Source organism: Enterobacter cloacae complex sp. 277I4 (genome assembly GCF_050031465.1).
Taxonomy (GTDB): domain Bacteria; phylum Pseudomonadota; class Gammaproteobacteria; order Enterobacterales; family Enterobacteriaceae; genus Enterobacter; species Enterobacter cloacae.
On sequence record NZ_JBLGWC010000002.1, the window covers coordinates 236,247 to 256,679 of the forward strand.

Annotated in this window: 18 protein-coding genes, 1 tRNA gene and 3 pseudogenes; 12 read left to right on the top strand and 10 right to left on the bottom strand. The window is 45.5% G+C overall.

Translation table 11 applies throughout. The features are described from left to right. Positions 1-26 precede the first annotated feature (26 nt). Positions 27-476 (top strand): type VI secretion system baseplate subunit TssE, encoded by a 450-nt coding sequence (gene tssE, locus ACQG19_RS26280; RefSeq protein WP_008786711.1) that lies wholly within the window; start codon positions 27-29, stop codon positions 474-476. A gap of 34 nt (positions 477-510) precedes the next feature. Further along, positions 511-897, top strand: a pseudogene (locus ACQG19_RS26285) (type VI secretion system ImpA family N-terminal domain-containing protein); the annotation flags it as partial. Positions 898-920: 23 nt separating this feature from the next. On the opposite strand, the pseudogene ACQG19_RS26290 reads toward ACQG19_RS26285, so the two are convergent. Continuing rightward, a pseudogene (locus tag ACQG19_RS26290) lies at positions 921-1,943 on the bottom strand (IS630 family transposase). Between ACQG19_RS26290 and ACQG19_RS26295 the strand changes: the two are divergent. The 5 genes from ACQG19_RS26295 to ACQG19_RS26315 all read left to right on the top strand — a co-directional run bounded on the left by ACQG19_RS26295 (position 1,863) and on the right by ACQG19_RS26315 (position 6,382). Further along, entirely contained in the window at positions 1,863-2,558 is a 696-nt protein-coding gene (locus tag ACQG19_RS26295; RefSeq protein WP_426726010.1) for a hypothetical protein, read from the top strand. The pseudogene ACQG19_RS26290 and the gene ACQG19_RS26295 overlap by 81 nt on opposite strands. Next, positions 2,474-2,821: a VasL domain-containing protein gene (locus ACQG19_RS26300; RefSeq protein WP_426726005.1), complete on the top strand. Its 348-nt coding sequence runs from the start codon at positions 2,474-2,476 to the stop codon at positions 2,819-2,821. Before ACQG19_RS26295 ends, ACQG19_RS26300 begins: the two co-directional genes overlap by 85 nt. 1,719 nt (positions 2,822-4,540) lie before the next feature. Next, on the top strand, positions 4,541-4,816 hold the full coding sequence (locus tag ACQG19_RS26305; RefSeq protein ID WP_426726006.1) for a hypothetical protein: 276 nt from the start codon (positions 4,541-4,543) through the stop codon (positions 4,814-4,816). After that, a tRNA-OTHER gene (locus ACQG19_RS26310) sits at positions 4,802-4,928 on the top strand. The genes ACQG19_RS26305 and ACQG19_RS26310 overlap by 15 nt, the downstream gene beginning before the upstream one ends. A gap of 635 nt (positions 4,929-5,563) precedes the next feature. Continuing rightward, on the top strand, positions 5,564-6,382 hold the full coding sequence (locus ACQG19_RS26315; protein WP_008786707.1) for an abortive infection family protein: 819 nt from the start codon (positions 5,564-5,566) through the stop codon (positions 6,380-6,382). Between the two features lie 859 nt (positions 6,383-7,241). On the opposite strand, the gene ACQG19_RS26320 is transcribed toward ACQG19_RS26315, so the two are convergent. The 5 genes from ACQG19_RS26320 to ACQG19_RS26340 form a co-directional block, all read right to left on the bottom strand. After that, on the bottom strand, positions 7,242-7,586 hold the full coding sequence (locus ACQG19_RS26320) for a hypothetical protein (protein ID WP_426726007.1): 345 nt from the start codon (positions 7,584-7,586) through the stop codon (positions 7,242-7,244). A gap of 153 nt (positions 7,587-7,739) precedes the next feature. After that, on the bottom strand, positions 7,740-8,084 hold the full coding sequence (locus ACQG19_RS26325; protein WP_426726008.1) for a hypothetical protein: 345 nt from the start codon (positions 8,082-8,084) through the stop codon (positions 7,740-7,742). A gap of 41 nt (positions 8,085-8,125) precedes the next feature. Next, positions 8,126-8,821 (bottom strand): hypothetical protein, encoded by a 696-nt coding sequence (locus tag ACQG19_RS26330; RefSeq protein WP_426726009.1) that lies wholly within the window; start codon positions 8,819-8,821, stop codon positions 8,126-8,128. 27 nt (positions 8,822-8,848) lie between these two features. Continuing rightward, positions 8,849-9,637 carry a tetratricopeptide repeat protein gene (locus ACQG19_RS26335; RefSeq protein ID WP_008786705.1) on the bottom strand — a complete coding sequence of 263 codons (789 nt, stop codon included), beginning with the start codon at positions 9,635-9,637 and terminating at the stop codon, positions 8,849-8,851. 58 nt (positions 9,638-9,695) lie between these two features. Continuing rightward, complete coding sequence (locus tag ACQG19_RS26340) at positions 9,696-11,042, bottom strand: ISNCY family transposase (protein ID WP_080398136.1); 1,347 nt, start codon at positions 11,040-11,042, stop codon at positions 9,696-9,698. A 254-nt stretch (positions 11,043-11,296) separates the two neighbouring features. Between ACQG19_RS26340 and ACQG19_RS26345 the strand changes: the two genes are divergently transcribed. Then, positions 11,297-12,295 carry a hypothetical protein gene (locus tag ACQG19_RS26345; RefSeq protein WP_008786703.1) on the top strand — a complete coding sequence of 333 codons (999 nt, stop codon included), beginning with the start codon at positions 11,297-11,299 and terminating at the stop codon, positions 12,293-12,295. Between the two features lie 3 nt (positions 12,296-12,298). Then, positions 12,299-13,216, top strand: a pseudogene (locus tag ACQG19_RS26350) (S-4TM family putative pore-forming effector). 30 nt (positions 13,217-13,246) lie between these two features. Here ACQG19_RS26350 and ACQG19_RS26355 read toward each other — a convergent pair. Further along, a complete protein-coding gene (locus tag ACQG19_RS26355) occupies positions 13,247-14,650 on the bottom strand; it encodes an ISNCY family transposase (RefSeq protein WP_008786701.1) in 1,404 nt (467 codons plus the stop codon). 489 nt (positions 14,651-15,139) lie between these two features. Between ACQG19_RS26355 and ACQG19_RS26360 the strand changes: the two genes are divergently transcribed. Then, entirely contained in the window at positions 15,140-16,618 is a 1,479-nt protein-coding gene (locus ACQG19_RS26360; protein ID WP_054628790.1) for a SulP family inorganic anion transporter, read from the top strand. A gap of 18 nt (positions 16,619-16,636) precedes the next feature. Beyond that, positions 16,637-17,464, top strand: a complete 828-nt coding sequence (locus tag ACQG19_RS26365) for a universal stress protein (RefSeq protein WP_001066652.1) — start codon at positions 16,637-16,639, stop codon at positions 17,462-17,464. Positions 17,465-17,523: 59 nt separating this feature from the next. Here the strand turns inward: ACQG19_RS26365 and arsC are convergent, their stop codons facing one another. From arsC to ACQG19_RS26380, 3 genes are read right to left on the bottom strand one after another with little or no spacing between them, the layout of a single operon-like run. Further along, a complete protein-coding gene (gene arsC / locus ACQG19_RS26370; protein ID WP_000065802.1) occupies positions 17,524-17,949 on the bottom strand; it encodes a glutaredoxin-dependent arsenate reductase in 426 nt (141 codons plus the stop codon). Between the two features lie 12 nt (positions 17,950-17,961). After that, entirely contained in the window at positions 17,962-19,251 is a 1,290-nt protein-coding gene (locus ACQG19_RS26375; protein ID WP_054628791.1) for an arsenic transporter, read from the bottom strand. Between the two features lie 45 nt (positions 19,252-19,296). Further along, positions 19,297-19,617: a transcriptional regulator gene (locus ACQG19_RS26380; protein ID WP_000941305.1), complete on the bottom strand. Its 321-nt coding sequence runs from the start codon at positions 19,615-19,617 to the stop codon at positions 19,297-19,299. An 86-nt stretch (positions 19,618-19,703) separates the two neighbouring features. Between ACQG19_RS26380 and arsH the strand changes: the two genes are divergently transcribed. Continuing rightward, positions 19,704-20,408, top strand: coding sequence for an arsenical resistance protein ArsH (gene arsH / locus ACQG19_RS26385; RefSeq protein ID WP_000130816.1), 705 nt, complete (start codon positions 19,704-19,706; stop codon positions 20,406-20,408). Positions 20,409-20,433 lie beyond the last annotated feature (25 nt).

Sequence of the window (20,433 nt, forward strand, 5' to 3'; positions counted from 1 at the left end):
AGCATAGAGTGTGGAAAAAAATCAATATGGACCGAAAATCACCTTCATTATATGAAATTCTTACTGGCAACTTTACAGGAGATCTTCCCCTTGAAGTTGTAAACGAAGAAGACCCGGTCATTTTATCTGTACTGGATAACATCCAGCGAATTTTGAACGCCCGGGCCGGTACCGTATCCCATCTACCAGATTATGGTTTGCCGGATATGACCAAAATTCTGCAAGGCATGCCCGGGACAGCCCACGAGCTGATCGAAATGCTGGCCGGTGTCCTGCTCAAGTATGAACCTCGTTTGCAGTCACTCAATGTGACCCTACTTGAACAGCAAGTACCAGGTGAGTTGCGTTACGCCATCGATGCGGAACTGAGAGGTATTGGACTTGTACGGTATGGGACCGAGTTTATGCCAGAGGGAAAAGTGATGATCAGGCACTTGAAACAACAGCAGCATCTGGAAAACCATCAATTTATCTAATCAACTCATACCCTCATTCGATACGGATTTCACAATGTCCTACACTACCGAACGCCATCTTAAGACTGGAAACGATCCGCGCTCAATGCCTGATTATTCATCATTACGTGAAGAACTAGCTAAACTCACCCATCCTGCCCGTCCGGATGTGAACTGGGGGAATGTTGAAAAACTGGCGTTAAACCTTTTCGATATCAATGGGGTCGAGCTTCAGACGGCGGCGTGGTATACCTTGGCAAGGGCACAACAGGCAGGTATACAGGGTTTCAATGAAGGTATGGCGATTCTGGATGCCCTGATACGCTATCAATGGTCAGCAATGTGGCCCGCTTCTGCACATGCCAGAATAGAAATACTCAGCAGCCTGAGTAAGCGTCTTCAGCAGCTGTTCCGGACTTTATCCCTCCATAGGGCGGATTTACTAAATAGCTGCGCCTAATACCGCTACACTTTTGCCTGACCATGTTTTCCTCCGGGGAACTGGCTGGCGGTTTCCATAAAATGGCGGACCTTTTTCAGTAACTGCCATCTGAGTGACACTGATGATGGCGGGTTATCGTGTCATGAAGTGCCTGCCATAGCCGTTCCACATGATTCTCACGATGGCGTAAACCGGCTGTAAATTACCCTGAACTTGCAATTGCTTTCAACCAGCGCTGTGTTTCTCGCGGCTTTTATGGATAATGTAGTTATCAACGATCAGCGTGATTGTTTTCGCCCGCCGGTAAGTGGCTTTCAGGTGCTTCAGCAGAGCGATAAACAGCGCTAACTTTTGCTGTTACTGACGTAGCTGACTTTACCGGTGCCACTGTGCAGTGCGCCGGCCAGATAGCATTTTTGCTGCCCCGGCGTCACTACCCGTTTCTGCTGTCCGCGCAACTGCCAGTCCGCACCGATTTTGAGGATTAAGGTGAATATCCACTTCATCTTCATAGATCCTGGGTGCCCCGCGTTCGGATCTCATTGAGCGCTTTGTGGATTACCGCCATCTTTTCATCTTTATGTGGGTACGATGTACGTGCAGAGTCGCGCGGCCCTGCGCCATACAAGCCCCGCAGATGGCAACCAGCGGCGAACGGTTCCTGCATGTAACTGGCAACCGGTTATCTCATTGATTTTTATTGCCAGTAATTCGGTGCTCCAGCGTGAACGTTGATAACCAAAATCGCCGGGAGAATGCTTTATCAGCTCACGTAACAGGGTGCAGATATGTTCAAAAGGCCAGCGTCGGGAGCGCCCTGCGGGTAAGGATTTCAGGCCTTGAATAACCGCAGGCGAACCAGTTAATCCAGCGACCAACGGATGAACGGGCACAACAGAGAGTTCTGGCAACATCGCTGACCCGTTCACCCCGATGAAGCATCAGCATGGCCGTGAGTCTGCGGCATGATTTTTATCGCGCGTTTTATGAATAGCTTTCTGCATCAGGCGTCGTTCGCCACGGGGTATTGGTGCTATGATCGGCATCGCTCAGTCCGGTTGGTGGTTTTGGTTGGTTTGGCGAATGATCAGATCGCGCAATCCGGGCGCTGGAGTTCCCTTTCAGTGATTGACGATTCCGCGAACAGCTATTTAGGCCTGAACCAGGGAATAAGGCTTTTGAGCTCAACTGGTGAAGCCTTGCAACGGCTCGAACTGCACAGAGCAAGTGGTTTTGAGCTGCTTCGTCAGATGCTGCAAAACACAATTATCAGGCTGGAAAATAGTGATGTCACGTCAAGCCAGACGGATAGCAATCTAACTGACGTAGCACTACCGGTTAAGGCAGAAAGGCAGAATAGTCAGCGCTGGGTATATGTGGTGAATTCTGAACCAGCAGTTGAAGTTGAAGTAATCAGAAAATCAGCCTCAAGGGTCACTCCATTAGTGGCTTATTTCGGCGGTATTTTAACAGCTGCCGGACTTGGGCATAGTCACCTATATTTTCACGCCAATAGTATTCAGCCACCCCGGAGAAGATGCGTTGAACAACTCTCTGCGCAGCTTTACCCACCAGCATGCCTCTTCCGGCGGTCCATCAGCTACGCCAGGACGCTCCGACGTGGCTTGAATCCAGTGGCGATACCTACGCCAAACAATTAACTTCCCGTCTGAACGAACTGAGCACTCTTTCACCGTATTGGCCATTGCAATACGGTAATCAGTTGGTAGACAAACTCGCCATCTTTACCCTAACGCCAAATTTGCAGAGGAGTTGTCGGCGGACTGGCGATCAAAGCCTGCAAGCCAACAGTTTGCCCAATGCCACCTCATCCTCAGGTTGGTACAGGGGAGTATCTGAGCTTCAGACGCTTCAGGAACATGAATGGACTGATGAGAAGAAGGGCAAATACCTGACCTGTTAGTGAGCTTAAAACGGCTGTGTTCTCTATATCAAAGTCCTTAAACGAAAGTGTCAACTCTGAAATTAATCCGGCAACTGCAAAATTCCCCGCAGGATCAACCGCTGTCCCGAGACCTGCTCAACCGGGGACATCTTACAGCTCAGGCAACTGGATAATCCGAACATCATGGCCACGTCAAACAACCAAAAATAGATTTTGGGTTATAAATACCCAGGCGAGCAATGATGAAGACGCGCCGGTTTGGCTTCATACACCTCATCCCTACCGACTCCGAACCTGAAACTTGACCTCATTTCGCCGGTTCGCCAACAACCAATTTCATGATAATCTCCGGCCTTAAAATTTTCCTTAACAGTCGTGGAGAAAGTATTGACTGAGCTAACTACTAAGCGCCCTGATACTGAACTAGCTCATCTCCGCCCCTGGCGCATCATCGTAGCGGTAAAGCTTGCACGGAAAGAGGGAAGATCTCTCACGTCTCTTCAAACACACATGTTGATAATGTAGTGGCTTTCAACAGCTCAGAAAACGCAAGGTTTTTCCGCGAAATCTCTGGCGCCTGACATAATCTGGTTACAGGAACAAGGGAAACTGAAAGGGCCATCAGCACGGCTTTACAGCAAGGTGGAGTATATCTGGCTGGCAAGCTCTGGTGAGTTAGCCAATCATAAACTGCGCCGTTCAGATTCACCTGGGATGGATCTGACACGCTACGTTCAATGGGCTGGAGGATCACCTATTATCCGATACCGAGTGGCAGGATGGTTGGAAATGCGGTACAGATGTATCGGCTGTGTATACACAGAAATCTCAACTCCATAGCTGATTTACAGAATCAGGAAATCTTATATTGCCACTTAGGGTGCGTGTAACTGGCGTTCCTATAATGGGCATATATTTCCATTATTGGAGCAGTGCGGGCTCAAAACTGAGAAATTGCCTGTGAGTATGGGGTTACACTGGTCGCTTTTTTACAGCCAGAGATTGATTTAAGTTCCGTGAAGCAAGATATCGTTGTAGATCAATGGCCTGAGGATTCAGACGATTAATAATTTATCTTTAGCCACAGCTCGCTTAAACGGTCTCTGACTATCAAAGTGATAGTTAATCTTTGCCGTGTATTTTATAAAATCAATCTCAACACAGGAGGCGTTACCTATGACAGAAGATATGCAGCCACGAATTCGAATTTGATAATAAAATCAGAAAACTTTTAGGGACAGTAAAACCACATTTAATTCTGATTGGATGTAGCAGTAAAGGAACTCCTTTGCAAAGATGAATCTGGCCGCATTAACATTAATCGAATTGAAGACGTAACTAAAAAGCATAAAAATGCAAAACTAAAAGTTGCACATTTAGAGATTTACAAAACATCTCTACGTAACACAAAGTCACATTGCATTTATATATAGCTGCCTAGAATCATTTTTGAAAGACTACATTTCCTTGTCAAAAAAAATATAGTGATGGAAATATGGGTTATTCAATATTGATAATGTAGACATACTACGTAGAGCAATTCACCATGCTCATGTGAACAAAATAAATGGTAGATTTACGCATCCTAAATTAAACCATAATGAGTTGTCAATTTACATAGATGAACTTGATTTAAAATTATTGGATTACTTTAGACTTGTTCGTAATATTAACGCACATAGCCGAGAAAACACTAATCTTTGGGAAGAAATGTTTTCAGAATCTGACTTAATTTAAATGCGTAAAAAATACAAGCATGAAGTTAATAAAGAAGCTGAATTAACAATACGTGATGTAATTCTGTATTCTCAGGTATGCCAACAGGTCGCCCACCATATCTGCCAAAAAATGTTGGACATTGAAAAAATCGCAAAATCACTTTGCATAAAATATAAACACCTTACTGGTCCTCGTAAAGACAATGCAATCACAAAGACATTAATCAACAATTACTTGCAAGATAAAGATGAGGTTGATAGAATCCGGAATGCATTTAATGGCTGGTTAGCTTAGTTGGTAGAGCTCCCTGGGTCCCTTCATAAGCAATTTTGAAGGGCCTTCCAATAGGTTTAGGTACTGAATCTATTGGAAGGGGATGTGAGGTTCGAGTCCTCGCCAGCCACCAATCTTTTCATGATCAAAACCTCTTCTTCGAACTAATACAAAACCTTTCAACATCTTCACCCGGTGAAAGTGGCGAATATTTGTAATGTTCAAATGTGGCTCTGGATGCCTCCGGTGACTTAGGCATAAGTTGCTGATGGGTCGAAAAGACGTTCGGAGACTGCCCTGTGGGCAAATCTATCATTGGCAGGGCTGATGGTGAGGGTTAAAGAGCGTTTCAGGAAACTCGGAACGTGGGAACAATACCGGTTATGTAAACCACGAACTTTCCAAGGCTGCGGCAGTATAAATACGCCAGATATTACGTGTCTGGGGCCCCAGATCATATCAGAGCATAAGCGATGAATATCGATTTGAAAATTGAGATAAAAGTGGATGTAGCGGCGGTCATCGTGTCGATTACTGGTCTTTTGACTCTTGTTACGAAGTACCTCGGCTATCTCTAAACAAATCCTGGGCGGTCATATGACTGCCCAGGTACTCAAACCCCACCTGACAATCGGACTTGTCCAGAGCATTAATTATCAGGAACAGCTTGCCAATGTGGTTATGTAAAAAACCAGGCATTTATCGTACCTCATTTTTCGGTTATAATAATTAATTGAAATTAACAATAGAATAATCCCGTAGGAAAGAATGAATAATAAAATACCTAACAATGTAATTGGCGCGGTGTCTTCAGTACTGGGTGAGCATTATTTTAGCCATTCAACTTTAAATTCACTGTTTATGGAATCGGGCGCACCTGGTGAGGTGCCTCTAGGAAACTGTGAAACAAAATGCAGCAATTGGCTTAAAGCTTGCAATGAAGATGACTCAGTAGATGCAATTTCAGTACTGGGGATAATTATCCAAAAATATATGGATTTACCTCCAAATTCATTCTCTAGGGCAGGAGCTGGGTCTACAGTCGAAAGTGGACAAAAAAGAATAATTGATGCTTTATCCAAGAACCAATTAGTCTACAGACTCAATGGATTTATAACTAAGTCTGGGTCTACTCCGATTTCTAAGACGTTAGAGGATTATCTAAAGTCTGGTGACTATTCATCCATTGAAAATGAGTTTCTTCGTGCAGTGGAGAATATTCAAACCGATCCACATGCATCAGTCACTGCCGCATGCGCTATAATTGAATCTGCATTAAAATGCTACATAGAAAAATTCAATTTACCTATGCCACAAAAATTGAATGTTGCACCACTTTGGTCTGTCGTACAGCCAGACTTGGACCTTAATTCCGATCCCACTTTAGCGGGTGACCAGCACAAAATTTTAAAAGGAATTTCATCACTAATCGACGGTATTGGCGCATTCCGGTCACATATAGGGAGTGCTCATGGGCGTGGTCAAAATCCTCCGCAGATAGTAGTTGCCGAAGCTAGACTCGCAGTTAATGCATCTCATACTTTAGTTGTATTTATAATGGATGTTATCCATGCGAGTAAATTTTAATCATACTGGCACTTAGATTAACAATGGCCGGATTCATTGCTCTTAAATTTTAGTGTACCCAGTTCTTTGTAGCACTGATGGTCGATTCTACCGCTTTGAACTTGCCTCAAACAAACCAGGGTCTGCTGCGGGATTTATGTTCTGGACGTGTGCCTGAGCCTTATGGCTGGGCTATTTTATTAGGTTTTAGGTGCCTTCCTGAATCACTCTAAACGCATTCATTAGTGCGTATTTCATGTAAAAATGAGCAACTTACCCTTATAAATCAATATGTCAATGCGGTTTTAAAGTGTCACCTATATTTGCAAGATAGAAGTGGCACTTTGCTAAAGATTGGAAGTCGTCTATTCACAAATCGCTGTCAATAAGTATTAATTTTTGTTGTTACATAACATTCGTTTATATGATTAATACTCTATCATCTTGTGAGTAACAAATTGGAGATATTGTCATATTATCAAATACAGCATGTGTGATAATACCTGGAGCCATCTTAGCTAGACTGCCTTCATAACCGCTTCCTTTTTTTCTGCCCGGAGATATACATCACCTTTCTGAAATACATAGTGTGATTGTATCGAAACATTTGTTTGAGTATCATTAATCATTAGAATCATGGGTGAACTTTCAGAGCTTATTGCACCAATGCCAAATTCCATTTTTAGACATTTCATATTTTCAAGCTTATTTTTAATATCTGAGGTTGAAGGGAAAAAAACCTTTGACCCCACTCTTAATTGATGTCGTGATCATTGTGCTATTTTTTTCAATTTGGATACAACCTGAGGTTGAAACAGAAAGTACATGTCAAACCCACATCTCTCCCAATTAGCCCCTAAGTTGGTCAAGTGGTCATTGATCATTCTATGTTAGCTGTCGAACCCAACCGAATTACTAATTGTTTTAATGATTTTGAGTCGTCTGGGTCAGATAAGAGTTTGTCATTTGCTTCATCTATTTTATCGATGATATTCCTCTGTTCATTGAAGTGGTGCTTTGCAATGATAAGTATTGTATCGGAAGGACTAACTAGTCTGTTCTTATCAAACTCAGTTATTTCATGGAATCCAATACCTCCGCTTCCATTACTAAATGGGTAAAAACCATAATCTTTCATTTGAAATGCAATGAAAAAGCATATTTCTCTTGTAAGTTCATCTGTTAGGATATCATGCTCTAGTAGAATCGTTAATCTTCCAGACAACCTCCTAGCTTTAAGATGATTTTTGAACGTGGACCGAATTACTTCACTTCTTGTATTGAAGTCTTTTTCATGTTTGGTTATGTCATAATTTTTTATAGAGACCTTATGTCTAAATCCAGTTTCAAAATCAACTGTATAATCGTATATTTTAAATCATTTAGGACAAGGGGAAACTGTCCCGTTGCTTGTTGACAAAGACCCGATTATTATCATTTCGGTAAGCAAACCATGTGAACTATCAGTATCCTTCTTTATCTCTTTAGCAGTTCCATCAAGCCATTTCTTATTGTTAACACTCAAATTAATTATAGATTTCCCTAAAGAGTATAATTCAGATGTGGACAGGACATCCCGCCTGGCCCATAACTTTTGTAGTCTATGTCCTTCTTGTTTACTCAGCCATGCTAAAAAGATCTTCCACTGCCTGAATTGCATTGATGACCCTCTGGAAGTTGATTTAATCAAGTGCTCAATTGCACGGTTGAATTTATTATTCATAATCTAACCTTTTATAGCATATCCATTTAAAAATTAATTTTTTAAAGCTGTCTGAATTTATAGTTCATTATAAATCCGGGGCCATTCAAAGAATTAATTACTTCATTATGAAAGTTTATGAAACATTCTAAAATAAAGTGAAGCGAGCTTCTCTTAAAAATCAACTCATGCTCTCCATTTAACCTTTTTGTATCAATACATCCGCTTTCTGAAATTAACCGTTTTATGTTCCCATCCTTTAAAATATGATCACTTACATACCGATTGTTATGTGCACATAGGTTTCTTAATTTAACAATACAAGATATCAAGTTTCTTGATTCTGAATGAGTGATGGGAAGTAACTTTTTTAAAATTAAGTTACAACGTTCTAAGCCCTTTTGGTTAAAATCCGAAACTCTCCAAATTTGATCGTTGAATTTTAAAATCGCTTGTGTGAGTGATTCAATATTACACTCAAACATTCCAAACATTGTTAAAAATGCTGAGGCTCTAAGCCTGCTTGGCATTAAGGTAGCGTAATTTTCAACAACCTCGTCAAAATTATAACTTGCAAAACTTCGAAATTTATAATACTCATCACTACCAAAGTCGTGGTCGTAAGAGCATATTCTCGGGCCTGATTTTTCGAAGTCGCGCAAGGATTTATTGATTAGGGATTCGGTTTCTTCAATGAGGCCTTCCATTATCCAAAAACTTTGATAAATCCGATTTAGCGACACCTCCAACTCTGTCATTAGCAACGCCCTCTTTCGCTCCAGTTGTTAATATCCAACTATCCACTCAATTGCACCAGGAGTGCGAATCCAAGGCTTTATATTATTATTCACGTAATAAATGGCTTCATCCATTCCACCTAACGTGATAAATCCACTGTTAGATTTGGGCTGCAATCTGCACTTCGATAACAACCCCGGGATGTGTCTATTAGAATCAATTGCAGCTTTAGCGATATCATCAGCATCTTGGGATGACTGTCGGTAGGCGAGTAGGGCGCGTGTATACTGAAAGAACGGTCGCATATCCCTAGGATAATCGTCTAAAAGGAAGGCCAGATCATCCACCATTTCAAGCTCAAGGTAATAGTTCGCTAATAAATGACGAATCCCCTGGTTATCGTTTGGGTTGAGCTTAAGCATTTCGCGACAGTGAGCCATGGCCGGGTGGAAGTTACCTGACACCCACAAGGCATCAGCCAAAGCAGCTTTTGCTCTCATATATGGGCGTGTTTCGACACATCTCCAGAAACGGCCTGCGAATTCCTGAAAATCCTCGCCCAGAGCAATGCTGGCTGCGTACAAAGCCGTCTCCAGATTAACGATTTTTGACTCAGGAGGTTCTTGAGATATCTCGCAGTAGAATGAGTATGCGTCAGCACAGAGCGGGGATTTCTTGATAGCTTTTCTGATGAGTTTCAGCACAACGTCCAGGTCATCAGTTTCCCAGGCATCGAACATAAACTCCTGAGCCGCAGCCAGATCCAGCTGTAATTGCTCAGAACTGACAGCATTTTTATACAAATCAATGCGCTTTTTAGTCGGGAATTTAATCATCTCAAGTATCCTTTTGGGTGCTCACTGTTCCGGTACTTTGTAGCACTGATGGTCGATTCTACCGCTTTGAACTTGCCACAAACAAGCTCGGGTCTGCCAGAACGGGATTGATAGCCCGGAGCTGTTCCTGGACGCGCACCTGAGCCTTACGGCTGGGCGATTTTTTGCTTCGTTCCCGTTTGCCTTCGCTTTCCCGCTCATCCTGTTTTACCTGAGCCAGTCTGAGTACAGTCCCGAGACGTTTGTTATCGACAATCTGCCCCTGGTCGACACAGGCCAGCTTATCAAATGCCTGGCACTTGAGGATCCGGTGTCCATAGTGGAAGGCGAGGGTGCCATCGGGATAATCCAGTACTTTAATTTTTTCACCGGCAAGACGGCTATTTTCTTCTGTTGGGTCCATGAGATAAAGGATCTTATCGTACTGGAATGTCAGTGATTTCGACACGGTACGGACATCATGCCAGGCAAAGATGTCTCTTAACTCATCGGGGCTTTCCTGTACCGGACGATGCAAATCTTTGGGGAACTTTGGCGGACGCGAAAAACGACGGTTGAAGTCTTCGATGAAATTCGAAAGCCAGGCATTTGCGGCTTCAATGCCGGTAATGCCTTCAAGGCGCATTTCCTTGATCAGTCGATCCTGAAGTGTCTGATTAGCACGTTCCACGCGGCCTTTAGCTTCCGAGCTGTTGGCACAAATGAGCTCAATTGCCATGTCATAAAGCACACGTCCGAACTGGGTAACGGTGGTATTGCGGTTCTCCGGACCGCTGACACGAAATATTGCGTGTTTGTCACTGTACAGCGATACCGGCTTCCCATGCTGCTCAATGTATTCCCAGGTTGCCAGCATGTAATCAAAGGCTGTTTCTGACTCGCTGAACCGCAAATGCATCAGGCGGCCAGTAGCGTCATCTATAAATACAAGCAGGCAGCATTTCGGCGCACGACCTTCAAACCAGTCATGATGGGAGCCGTCTATCTGGACAAGCTCTCCGAGACAATCACGACGATGTCGGGGCTGATAAACCCGTGACTTGCGACGAGCATGCGGGACCCAGAGTCCGTCAGACGTCATCCAGTTGCGGACGGTCTCGATTGAAAGCCGGATATCATGGCGTTCCCTGAGTTTTTCAGCGGCCAGCGTGGGTCCAAAGTCACTGTAGTTTTCACGTATCAGTTTGAGGACGCGTAGTTTAAGCGATTCGGTCAACCGGCGGTTGCTTGGCTGGCCGCGTTTACGGCTGACAAGTCCTTCAGCACCAGAAACCCGGTAACGATTGATAAGCCGTTGCGCCTGACGTTCCGAGATGCCAAGCTGTGAAGCTGCATCGCGACGCCGTAGACGCTTTTCGCAAACTGCCTGTATTACCGGCAAACGGTGGATCTCTTTATCTGACATGGTGACCAACATCCGTTGAGTCCCTTAGAATTGCATTCAGTTTAGCTTACTCTAAGGTGACGTTTCTATCTGGATAAAAAGTGACATTACTAAATGGTCCTAACACATGTTTGTCAAGGCTAAGTTAAGATGTCCGGGGCAGGGCAAAGTTCAAATGTCCTCCAATACTCAGTAGATTGCAGAAGTAAATTCATGTGGAGACAGCCTATAACCTAATGGTAAAATTAGCTTTTAGCTGTTAGAAGAGGGATGCTATGGCTCTTACGGTGACTGCTGCGTTTAACGAGTTTCAGCGCAATATTGTAAATCTAGATAGCTCTCAGACTGATCGAGCCAGAGCCAGTAGAGATTGGTTATTGGGCAGAATGAACACTTTTCCAAATAATGATGTTTATTTCCCCATAATATACCCTGATATACATACAGGTTTTGGTTCCTTTGCTAGACGCACAAAAATTCGCCCTTTAGATGATATAGATCTTATGTTTGGTCTCGATGGTGATGATTGTGTATACAGCGAGAGTGATGGAAAAATAATAATCACTGCGCGTGAAGGAACCGTTCGTTTAAAATACTATAAGCATGATGGCACAAATTTTATTAACTCTAGAAAAATAATAAACAGTTTTATCTCAAGCCTAAATCAAATTCCGCAGTATGATAAGGCTGATGTAAAAAGAAATCAGGAAGCAGCTACTCTGAAGCTAAAATCCTATGACTGGAATTTTGATATAGTTCCTGCATTCATTACTACTCCAGATTCATTTGGCAAGACATATTATTTAATACCAGATGGGAATGGTCATTGGAAGAAGACAGATCCACGAATTGACAAGCAAAAAGTTACTGATCTTAATGTTAAACTCTCAGGAAACATGTTAAATGTCATTCGTGTAATAAAATATTGGCAAAAACGTCCCACCATGCCTTCAATGAGTAGTTACTTGTTAGAGACAATGCTACTTAACTACTTCAACGGTCGATCAGAATGTTATCAATGGGTCGATTTAGAGATTGTCAATGTTTTAGGTTACTTAGCCTCTGCTATATTTAGTCCGGTATACGATCACAAAGGCATACAAGGAAACATAAACAACCTTAGTTATGATGATAAATTAAAGATATCTATCCGCTGTTATCTTGACCAAGGAAAAGCAACGGAAGCCCGTAATTACGAAAGTCAAAATAACCACAGAGCGTCCATTAACAAATGGCAGGATGTTTTTGGTGTCAACTTCCCATCATACGGATGAAAAATGAGTCAAATATTTTTGCGCCAAAATGATAGTAAAAACATTGAGTTACTAATGGCAATGAGGCGGACTTACTCACAGGTTAAATTTGTTAACTGGGTAGTGTTTTTTCTTAGTGTCGTAATATCTGTCGCTATTGTAATATTTACTACAGTGATATAGAAAATGGGGCTATTCCCTCTTTTGACTATAGCTCCTTATCTCGGTTATTACGGTATAATCGTGTTGGTCATCACAATTATTTTTTCCACAATGATTTCCTCAATGAAAAAATGTGCAGCCACAATTCAGGAAATGTTTGACTGTGATGTCTTACACATTCCATGGAGTGAATTAAAAGTAGGGAAGCCGGTTGGCAGAGAAAATGTCTTTAAGGCTTCAAGGTATTACAAAAAAAGAAACAAAAATGATGAGTTTATTAACTGGTATCTAAATAAAGATTATCATGCTAATGAAAACATATTGGCATTATTATGTCATGCGAAAAATTTTGGCTGGGATAAGGCACAGCGCGATGTAATGAGTAAAATATATTTTATCACTATGTTACTTTCCTTTTTGGTACTTCTTGCATATGGTTTATGGTCTAAATCCTCGCTGGAAGATTTTTTGTTTTATATTGTTTTCATGCTCCCGTTTTTTAGACATGTGATAATGTTATACGTTGAAAACAACAAATCTATTAATCGAATTATGCGTGTTAAAGATTTTATTGAGAAAAAAATACAGAATATAAAGATAAGTGGCATTATAAACGATGACATCTTATCTCATGATTTAAGATCGATTCAGGATGAGGTTTATGCCCATCGATCGACCTCGAATCCTGTGCCCAATTGTCTCCACAGATTCATGCGGAAGAATAATGAGGCTATTTATGATGATTATTTTGAAGAGAACTTGAAAATTTTACCCCGATAGTTAATATACCCGGAGTTATCCTCCGGGTTTTCATATCTGTTTCTTACCAAATATTTCTTCAGATCGTGACTGAAGTTTTACAAGCGCATTGAACATATCGTCCTGATCCAAAGAACGCTGGGATTTTTTCGTCGTGGGGGCTTTGCGCCTGCGTGAAGGGCCGTCACCGGATGGCACTGATTGTGACCGGTTATTATCCCGTTCGGCCTGCACCAGTTGCGCCATTTCCAGCGCACGGCCAAGACGTTTATTGTCCACAATGGCACCCTGATCGATTTCAGATAGTTTGTCATAGGTAGAGTAGGGAAGTGATATGCCATTAAGCCGGAGCTCTTTATGTCCGTCAGGGTAATGCCAAACATCAATATATTTACCAATTGCCCGACGACTGAATTCGCTGTCTTCAATGAGATAAAGCACTTTGTCGTACTGCACCGTGAGTGATTTCGACACGCGGCGGGCTTCACGCCAAGTAAACACCATATCAAGATCATCATCGACATCCAGTTCCCGGTGAACATCGAACTCCTGGCGAGGCGCTTTTGAGAAACGTCGGTTGTAATCGTTCATGAACTCTTCGGCAAATGCGTTTGCAGCTTCCATGGTGCTGATGTCCTGAAGCCTGAGTTCCTTGACCAGTCTGTCCTGAAGGGTCTGATGCGCCCGCTCAACACGACCTTTTGCTGCGCTGGTTTCTGCACAGATGGTCTGAATGTTCAGTTCGTGCATCGCACGGCCAAACTGGGTATCGCCGTCGCCGCCGGTTGCATTTTTATTGTTGATCCTGAATACACTGGCTTTGTCGCTGTACAGTGCCAGCGGTTTACCATGTTTTTCGATATAACCACGTGTCGCTTCAAAGTAGGTGAAAGTAGACTCAGATTTCACGAAACGAAGCTGCATTAAGCGACTGGTTGCATCGTCTACGTAAACCAGTGCCGTACACTTAGGTCCCCGGTTTTCAAACCAGTGATGATCACAGCCGTCGATTTGTATGAGTTCACCGGCACAGGCACGACGGTAACGAGGCTGCTGAATTTTTGGCGCACGTTGCTTACGTGGGACCCACAGACTGGCCTGAGTCATCAGCTTACGCACAGTTTCTTTGGAAAGATGTACGCCATGAATCTCAGACAGCTTTTCACAGGCCAGCGTCGGGCCGAAATCGTTATAGCGTTCTCGAATAATATTGAGCGCGTAAGCAGCCAGTCCCTGAGGCAACTGATGGTTGCTTGCTTTACCACGGCGACGGCTGGTCATTCCAAGTGGACCATCTTCACGATAACGAGCAAGAAGACGGCGGCACTGACGGTCGGATATCCCAAGCCGCTGAGCTGCCACCTGTGTTGTCAGACGCCGGTCGATGACTTCCTGAATAATCTTGAGTCGGTTAACTTCATCCAAAGTGAAAAACTCCGCTGCGAGAGCCGTCATGGTAATCCTTACTTGATTATACACGCCGGACATCTTAACTTAGCCCAAGGCGGACATTACAACTTTGCTGTTACACATGTTTGTCAAAGCTAAGTAGAGATGTCCGGGGTGGGGCAAAGTTCAAATGTCCTTTGATAATATTGAATTCCTGGATAAAAATCGCATCTTAACCTCTTCGTTTGAGTACCTTGTTGGGTTGACCCCGTATTCGCTTTATTTGTAGTATTGGGCTGCTTTGAAGTGTTTCATGTTCAAACGCGACGTGTTCTGTAAGTTCTTCCTGACAACAGAGCCGACAATATATACACATCCGCTATGGAGAATCTGACAACCGCTATGCGTATTACGCCACCCTGAGTTTTTCCTTCCTCTGTCGTACTGAGCAAGCCTCAGCACGCACTCAATAACATCCCGTCTGCGGATGTGCTTTACCGTACGTAAAAATGTAGCCCTCCAGGGCTGACTGTATCTAAAAACTGAGAAATTACTATGTTGCTGTCCTCGACGCGTAAGGACTGGCTGGGTAACGTCCGTGGTGACGTTCTGGCCGGTATTGTTGTCGCGCTCGCACTCATTCCAGAAGCGATCGCCTTTTCCATTATCGCCGGTGTTGATCCCCAGGTGGGCCTCTACTCGGCGTTCTGTATTCCTCTCGTTATGGCCTTCTTTGGCGGACGTCCGGCGATGATTTCGTCCTCCACCGGTGCAATGGCTCTCCTGATGGTGACGCTGGTGAAAGATCATGGCTTACAGTATTTACTGGCTGCCTCCATACTGACCGGGGTATTCCAGCTGATAGCCGGATATCTGAAGCTTGGCGGGCTGATGCGTTTTGTTTCACGCTCAGTGGTCACGGGGTTTGTTAATGCACTGGCAATACTGATTTTTATGGCCCAGTTGCCTGAGCTGACCAATGTGACATGGCATGTTTATGCCATGACTGCGGCAGGGCTGGGGATCATCTATCTCTTCCCTTATATCAACAAAACCATTCCTTCACCGCTTGTGTGCATCGTGGTGCTGACTGGGATTGCCATGTGGCTGCATCTGGATGTGCGAACCGTCGGGGATATGGGGAAACTTCCCGACAGTCTGCCGGTCTTCCTGCTCCCGGACGTGCCTTTAAATCTTCAGACGCTGCTCATCATCCTGCCATATTCTGCGGGGCTTGCGGTGGTTGGCCTGCTTGAGTCGATGATGACCGCCACTATCGTGGATGACATGACCGACACGCCAAGCGACAAAAACAGGGAGTGCAAAGCTCAGGGCATCGCGAACATCTGCACATCCTTTATCGGAGGAATGGCAGGCTGCGCGATGATTGGGCAATCTGTTATCAACGTAAAATCCGGTGGACGCGGACGACTTTCAACCCTCACGGCGGGCGTGGTGCTGCTTTGCCTGATTGTGTTCCTGCGCAACTGGGTCTCCCAAATTCCGATGGCAGCGCTGGTCGCGGTGATGATTATGGTTTCCATCGGGACATTCTCCTGGCGCTCCATTGCCAACCTGCGGACACACCCCCTTTCAACCAGCGTGGTCATGCTTGCCACCGTCGCGGTTGTGGTGGCAACACATAATCTGGCCTTCGGTGTGCTGACCGGTGTACTGATTGCTTCGCTCAATTTTGCCACTAAAGTATCCCGGTTCATGCGTGTAACCTCAGTTCTGGAGGGGACGAGCCGGACGTATACCGTCACCGGCCAGGTATTCTTTGCATCAGCAGACCGCTTTACGAGCCACTTTGATTTCCGTGAAGCGATTGAGAATGTGGTGATAGACGTTTCACATGCCCATTTCTGGGACATCACGTCCGTCAGCGCCCTGGATAAGGTGGTCATTAAGTTCCGCAGAGAGGGCGCCGGGGTTGAAGTACGTGGGATGAATGAAGCCACCCGCACCATCGTTGACCGGTTTGGTGTTCACGATAAACCTGAAGAAGTCGAAAAACTGATGGGCGGTCATTAACAGACTGGAGGGAAAACTATGAATAATACTGTTACAGCCTGTGTGGACGGTTCACTTTCAACGCGGTCAGTGTGTGAATATGCGGCGTGGGCAGCCCGCACTTTGCAATCACAGCTAGCACTGTTGCACGTTATCGAAAAAGACAGCACCCCGGTAGTGTCAGACCTGACCGGCACTCTCGGCATAGACAGTCAGCAATTGCTGACCGATGAGCTGGTAGAAATTGAAGGGCAACGTAATCGCCTGCTGATGGCCCAGGGGAAAGCAATACTGGAAAGTTGTGCTGAACTGCTTCAAAAACAGGGAAGCCCGGATGTGCTTTTGATGCAAAAACACGGTACACCGGATGAAGTTCTGGCAGAGCTGAGCGACCTTCGTCTCATGGTGCTGGGGCGTCGGGGTAGCCAGCATCCGGTAGGCTCTCATCTGGAAAGCGTTATTCGTCTGCAAAAGAAACCCCTACTGGTTGTTCCGGAGAACTACTCAGTGCCTTCCAGAGTCATGCTGGCTTATGATGGCAGTGAAGAAAGCAGGAGTAACCTGGAACGTCTGACGATGAGTCCCTTACTCAGGGGGCTGGAGTGCCACCTTGTCATGGTAAACGGTAAGAAGGAAGAGCTGCTGACCGCACAGCAAATTTTACGTGACGCGGATATAGAAAACAGCACAACACATCTTACCGGGCAATCAGTCGGGGACGCGCTTATTCGTTACGCCGAGGAAAATGCTGTCGATCTGATAGTGATGGGGGCCTACGGTCATTCCAGGTTGCGGCAGTTCTTTATCGGTAGTCATACCTCCGAAATGCTGCAAAAGACGCAACAACCGCTTCTTATCCTCCGTTAGCACTGATTATCTTAAATAAAAAAGGGCGAGTTCTCTCGCCCTTCGTCACAAGAACACGTTTAGTTCAGCCGGTTACCTTTTTCATCAACTACCTTCTCACCGTCCTCTTTCGTGAACGCGCTTTTCTGCGCATCGGGAAGAATATCCAGCACGACTTCAGAAGGGCGACATAGCCGGGTACCCAGCGGCGTTACCACGATAGGGCGATTGATCAGAACAGGGTGCTGCAACATAAAATCGATTAACTGCTCGTCAGTAAAGCGGTCTTCCGCCAGCCCTAACGCTTCAAAAGGTTCGACATTCTTACGCAGCAGCGCTCGTACCGTGATCCCCATATCCGCAATGAGTTTTACCAGCTCAGCTCGTGATGGTGGGGTTTCAAGATAATGAATAACGGTCGGCTCTGTACCGCTGTTGCGGATCATTTCAAGGGTATTGCGTGACGTGCCGCAGGCCGGGTTGTGATAAATGGTAATGTTGCTCATATCAGTATCTCATTACAAAGTGAAAGACAGACGAAGCGCCAGTGCTGCAAGCGTGACAAACAGCACGGGGATTGTCATGACAATGCCCACCCGGAAGTAATATCCCCAGGTAATTTTGATATTTTTCTGCGACAGAACGTGCAGCCACAGTAACGTTGCCAGACTGCCGATAGGGGTAATTTTTGGCCCCAGGTCGCTGCCGATGACGTTGGCGTAAATCATCGCTTCTTTGATAACACCGGTCGCTGTGCTGCCATCAATCGACAGCGCCCCGACCAGCACGGTCGGCATATTGTTCATCACTGATGACAGGAAGGCCGTCAGGAAGCCCGTACCCAGCGTTGCCGCCCACAATCCCTGCTCTGCCAGCTGATTCAGCAAGGAAGAGAGATAGTGGGTCAGACCGGCATTTCGTAAGCCGTAGACCACCAGGTACATCCCCAGCGAGAAGATAACGATTTGCCAGGGCGCACCACGCAGCACCTTACCGGTGTTAATGGCATGCCCTTTTTTCGCAACAGCAAACAGAAGCAATGCACCAGCGGCTGCGACCAAACTGACCGGTACGCCCAGCGGCTCCAGTCCGAAGAATCCCACCAGAAGCAACACCAGAACCAGCCAGCCGGTTTTAAAGGTATTCATATCACGTATAGCGTCTTTCGGTTCTTTCAACAGAGAAACGTCGTAAACGGCGGGAATGTCCTTACGGAAAAACAGATGCAGCATCACCAGCGTAGCCGCAATCGCGGCCAGGTTAACCGGGACCATCACGGCGGCATATTCTGAGAAACCAAGCTTAAAGAAATCCGCCGAGACGATATTCACCAGGTTTGAGACAATCAGTGGCAGGCTTGCCGTGTCAGCGATAAACCCTGCGGCCATGATAAACGCTAAGGTTGCCCCCCGGCTGAATCCCAGCGCCAGCAGCATCGCGATAACGATAGGTGTCAGGATCAGTGCCGCACCGTCGTTGGCAAACAGTGCCGCAACCATCGCACCAAGCAGGACGATCCAGGTGAAGAGCAGCCGCCCCCGGCCATTCCCCCAACGGGCAACGTGCAGCGCGGCCCATTCAAAGAAGCCGGATTCGTCGAGCAGAAGACTGATGATGATCACGGCGATAAAGGTGGCGGTCGCATTCCACACTATCTGCCAGACCACCGGAATATCCCCCAGATGAACGACGCCAGTCAGCAATGCCAGAATTGCGCCCAGTGAGGCACTCCAGCCAATCCCCAGCCCTCTGGGTTGCCAGATAACCAGGACGAGCGTGAATAAAAAGATAGCACCAGCCAGTAACATCAGAAACTCCATTCACATTTGTTTATTCGGATATATATATCGCCATCAGCAGGAGACAGATGCCACGCTACTGAGCTTGTTGCGTATGTTTTCTCGTTCACAGTTCCAGGCTGTATCAATAATACCCGCAGCCCATGCTGGCATGTGTGGCGACAGTCGGTAATGCACCCATTTTCCTTCGCGACGGTCGATGACCAGCTCGGCTTCACGTAAAAGGGCCATATGGCGAGAAATTTTTGGCTGAGACTCTGCGGTTGCCGCACAGATGTCACAGACGCACATTTCACCGGACTCCCTGAGAAGCATCACGATAGTTGAACGGGTCTCGTCGGCGAGCAGTTTAAAAAGCTGAACAGGCTGTAGCATGCTTAACCTCGTAAAAAAATAACAATACATATGGTATTTCATATGTGATAACTTTTAAAGCATAGCTTATGAAATGGAGATTTTTTATGACCGACTTACCAGCAATCGAACCGGCTTATTTTGATGATGCGCTTGCCAGCAAACTTACGGGCAACAACGAAACCATGCCGCGAATTCTCATCCTGTACGGTTCAGTACGAGAGCGGTCCTACAGTCGTTTTGCAGCGGAAGAGGCCGGGCGGTTGCTGGCAAAGATGGGGGCTGAGGTGAAAATATTTAACCCATCCGGTCTGCCGTTACCCGATGATGCGCCCGAAAGTCACCCCAAAGTGCTTGAACTCCGCGAGCTGGTCAGGTGGTGTGACGGAATGGTCTGGAGTTCTCCGGAAAGACATGGCGCCATGAGCTCGGTGATGAAGGCCCAGATTGACTGGATACCCCTGAGTGAAGGTGCTGTTCGTCCTTCCCAGGGTAAAACGCTGGCCGTCATGCAGGTTTGTGGTGGTTCACAGTCGTTTAACACGGTCAATCAGATGCGGATACTTGGCCGCTGGATGCGGATGTTCACCATCCCCAATCAGTCGTCAGTGCCAAAGGCATGGCAGGAATTTGATGATGAAGGGCGCATGAAACCCTCACCCTGGTATGACAGGATTGTCGACGTTACCGAAGAGTTGTTCAAAATGACGTTACTCCTGAAAGGGCACACAGCCTACCTGTCCGACCGCTACAGCGAAAGGAAAGAGAGTCATCAGGAGCTCGCGGCACGGGTCAATCAGGCCAAAATCTGACAGCCAGGCATGCCCGGATGGATTA